Raw genomic sequence first — 3,473 nt, 5'->3', positions numbered from 1 at the left:
GTTGTCGTCGATGGAATGCGGATAATGATAGGAAACATCAACAATGCTCGCGCCTGTCAGTTTGATTTCATAAAAAAATTCCAACTGTCCCATTGGATTGATCCGGTAACACATAAATTTCGCCTCCAACAACTCGTTACCGTTTATTGCCATCGCTAACAGGGGAGAGGATTTATCGAGGGGCTTCACAAAGCTGACAGGGTGATGATTGACGTTCTGGTCTCGGCTCATCGCGTGACTGAGGCTTAATACCACAAATAAAAATCAAATTGACGCACATCCGCCATCCAATAAAGCCTGCTCATTACAACGACGGCCATTAGCCAGTTGGCACACGGGGATTTGATTGCCATTTAACAAATGGGTCAGTGCCGGAGTTCCGCCGGCATCGGTGCAGGTTGCACTCGCGTCTTCACTCAAATAAATGCCCAGATCAGCGTATTGATAATGGTGGTATCGACCTGATGAAATACTTGGCTGATGCCCGCTACAACCCACCAATATCCACCCAACCAGTAACAGATTGCCCAGAATAATTCCCCGCCTTAAGCACATATTTTCTCCTGTAGGATCATCGGATCAATTTATATTGAGTATAAAAAAACATTTTTACGGGTATGCCATGACAGGTTTAAACGTTCAGGAGGGCTGTCCAGCCCTCCTGAAATGCTTTTTTAGATATTAGTGACATCAATAAACATAGCATTATCTATATTAGTTGATGATACCGTGGCTTCCATAAAAGCGTATTCTTCCCTTGTTCCTTCACGATCCAGTGGCAAATTAACAAAATCAAAAATCGATTTATCCGCTAATTGACTTGGACTGACCGTTTGAATTGATTTAAAAACATTGTCTACCCGACCCGGGCTTTTTTTATCCCATTCCACCAACATGGCTTTGATGGCCTTCCGTTGGAGATTCTCCTGAGAACCGCATAGATTACAAGGAATGATGGGGAATGCTTTATATTCTGCGTAGCGGATAAGATCTTTTTCACGGCAATAAGTCAGGGGCCTAATGACAACATTGCGGCCATCGTCAGAGCGCAGCTTGGGTGGCATCGCTTTCATACGGGCACCGTGGAACATATTCAGGAACAGGGTTTCAACAATGTCATCAAGGTGATGCCCGAGTGCAATTTTTGTCGCCCCGATTTTTTCCGCGAAAGAATAAAGTGTGCCCCGACGCAATCTTGAACACAATCCACAGGTTGTCTTGCCTTCAGGAACTTTCTCTTTAACCACCGAATAAGTATCTTTATCGACGATATAGTACGGAATATTCAGGCTCTCAAAATACTCAGGTAAAATATGCTCAGGAAAACCCGGTTGCTTCTGATCAAGATTGACGGCAACAACCTCAAACTTGATCGGCGCCACTTTTTGCAGATTCAATAGGATATCCAGCATCGCAAATGAATCCTTTCCGCCACTCATGCAGGCCATGACCACATCATTCGCTTCAATCATGTTGTAATCGATAATTGCATTGCCAACATTTCTCCTCAAACGCTTCTGGAGTTTGTTGAACTCAAGAGACTCTTTTCTTGTATCTTTCTGATTCATAGCTACTTCTCACACTGTCGATTAGTATCGAACTATCGATTTTCTAAACTGGGCTCTTTTAGGGCGTGGATTATACGGACTTTTTTTTATGGTTGAAATGAGCTTATCCCCGCACCACAAAATAATCAGCGATATTAATAATAACCCTCAAAGAATAAACCCTGAATGTACCGGGAAAACGATTGAACACGCCCCGTCACGATAAACCATTAGAATTTTAATAAGACATATCAAAAATAAACGAATGATAGCTCTTTCATAAGATAGATAAAAAAAATAAAGTGTTTATTTATGAAAGAGGTAATCCCTCAACATCTTCAGCGTGCAGCAATGCTGCATAACTCTTATTGACTTCATTAGCCCAGTTATTTTGACTCACAAACAGGAGTTAAGTAATGCCTATGTCATGCAATCGTATCAACAACGGAGATAAACGTTCATTTGAGAATTCTTCCCCATCTCCTTCGTGCAAATTTTCGCTCAGTTCTACCCAGCAAGTTGTCTGGCTTGACCAAATCCTCCGTCCTGACAGCACTTGTTATAACCTTGGCTCAGTGGTTCTCATTGAGGGAGAGTTGGATGAAGCGCAGTTAGTGCGCGCCTTGAAATCCGTTGTTTATCGACATGATGCATTGCGTTTACGACTCATTAATACTCAGGCATTACCCCTGCAAGAAGTCACCGAGACGTTGCCGGTGTCTGTGACCTCCCATGATTTTTCAGGTTATGCCGACCCGGAAGAACAGGCGGAACAACACATCCGGGCAACGTTTAGGCGTCCGTTCGATTTGAATGGTGAATTGTGGCGTTTTGAACTGCTGCGCATGGGAGCCAATCGCTGGTACTGGCAGTTCTGTTGCCATCATCTCATCGGGGATGCCATAACGATAGGACTCATTCCCGAAGAGCTGGTCAACACTTATCATCGCTTAATCAGAGGGGAGGAACTCACGGAAACCGCCCCCTCCTATCTCGATTTTATTCACGAGGATCGGGCCTACCTGAATTCACCACGTTATCAACAAGACCAACAATTCTGGTTGGAACGCTATAAAAACTTGCCCCCGGCCGTAATCCAGCCCTCAAATTCAGATAAAACCGCCGCTCACGACTCTGCTGAACCTTTAGTCTGTCAATTAGACAGCGCGCTTTTTCAGCGCATCGAAAATCTGGTGACCGCGCAGGGATTATCTGTCCTGCACTTCATGTATGCGGTTCTGGCCGGCTATTTCTCCCGCACGACTCACCGTTCAAACACTGACAATACCGAAGAGCAGGTCTTTGGTATTCCCGTGCACAATCGTAAAAACAGCAAACAAAAACGCACGATGGGCATGTTTTCGTCAGTGATCCCTGTCGGCATCACGGTTGCACCTGACGATAGCTTCCTTGATGTGATGAAAAAATCCGCAACAGAATTGCGTCGTTGCTATAAACGTCAACGCCTGCCAATCGCAGAGATCAATCGGCTTACACAAGTTCAGCAGAAGACAGGGCGCGCCCAGCTATTTGACATCATGCTGTCATTTGAGTGGATCGAAGTGAACGCCCGTATGCCAAACGCCACGCTCAGGCACGCAAAAATACAACGTCATACCCCGTTCCCCCTCGTCATTGCCCTCTATCAATACGCATTCACTGACAGTGAGGATGCCCAAAAACCGGTGACTCTTGAATTTAATTTTTCACCCAATTACCTGAATCGTGCTGAGGTTATGGCACTTCAAGCCCGTCTGATGGTGCTGATAGAAGCGGCACTCCGCTCTCCGCAGACCCCCATCCGGAACCTACCGATATTGCCACCGGCAGAGCGGCAACAACTGCTGGTGGATTTCAATGCCACTCAGGTGGATTATCCGCCAGCGGCTTTCGTCCATGCCGGGTTTGAAGCGCAGGCCGCGCACC

General features: G+C 45.7%; 3 protein-coding genes and 1 pseudogene. 1 reads left to right on the top strand and 3 read right to left on the bottom strand.

Annotated features, from left to right (window positions below; genetic code table 11):
* The 3 genes and pseudogenes from tssD to ttcA form a co-directional block, all read right to left on the bottom strand.
* A pseudogene (gene tssD / locus Xbed_RS18170) lies at positions 1 to 252 on the bottom strand (type VI secretion system tube protein TssD); the annotation flags it as partial.
* Positions 253 to 264: 12 nt separating this feature from the next.
* A complete protein-coding gene (locus tag Xbed_RS18165) occupies positions 265 to 555 on the bottom strand; it encodes a putative hemolysin (RefSeq protein ID WP_086114241.1) in 291 nt (96 codons plus the stop codon).
* 119 nt (positions 556 to 674) lie between these two features.
* A complete protein-coding gene (gene ttcA, locus Xbed_RS18160) occupies positions 675 to 1,568 on the bottom strand; it encodes a tRNA 2-thiocytidine(32) synthetase TtcA (protein ID WP_086114240.1) in 894 nt (297 codons plus the stop codon).
* A gap of 395 nt (positions 1,569 to 1,963) precedes the next feature.
* Here ttcA and Xbed_RS18155 point away from each other — a divergent pair.
* A partial coding sequence (locus tag Xbed_RS18155; RefSeq protein WP_244182553.1) for a condensation domain-containing protein occupies positions 1,964 to 3,473 on the top strand: 1,510 nt, incomplete at its 3' end.

The sequence above is a fragment of the Xenorhabdus beddingii genome (assembly GCF_002127545.1).
Lineage (GTDB): Bacteria > Pseudomonadota > Gammaproteobacteria > Enterobacterales > Enterobacteriaceae > Xenorhabdus > Xenorhabdus beddingii.
The sequence above is the reverse complement of the archived record's forward strand: the minus strand, read 5'-3'. Positions and strand labels throughout refer to the sequence as shown.

What these genes read in the sequence shown, in the direction of transcription:
- ttcA (WP_086114240.1), bottom strand. Translation starts at nt 1,568, where the DNA reads ATGAATCAGAAAGATACAAGAAAAGAGTCTCTTGAGTTCAACAAACTC.
- Xbed_RS18165 (WP_086114241.1), bottom strand. Translation starts at nt 555, where the DNA reads ATGTGCTTAAGGCGGGGAATTATTCTGGGCAATCTGTTACTGGTTGGG.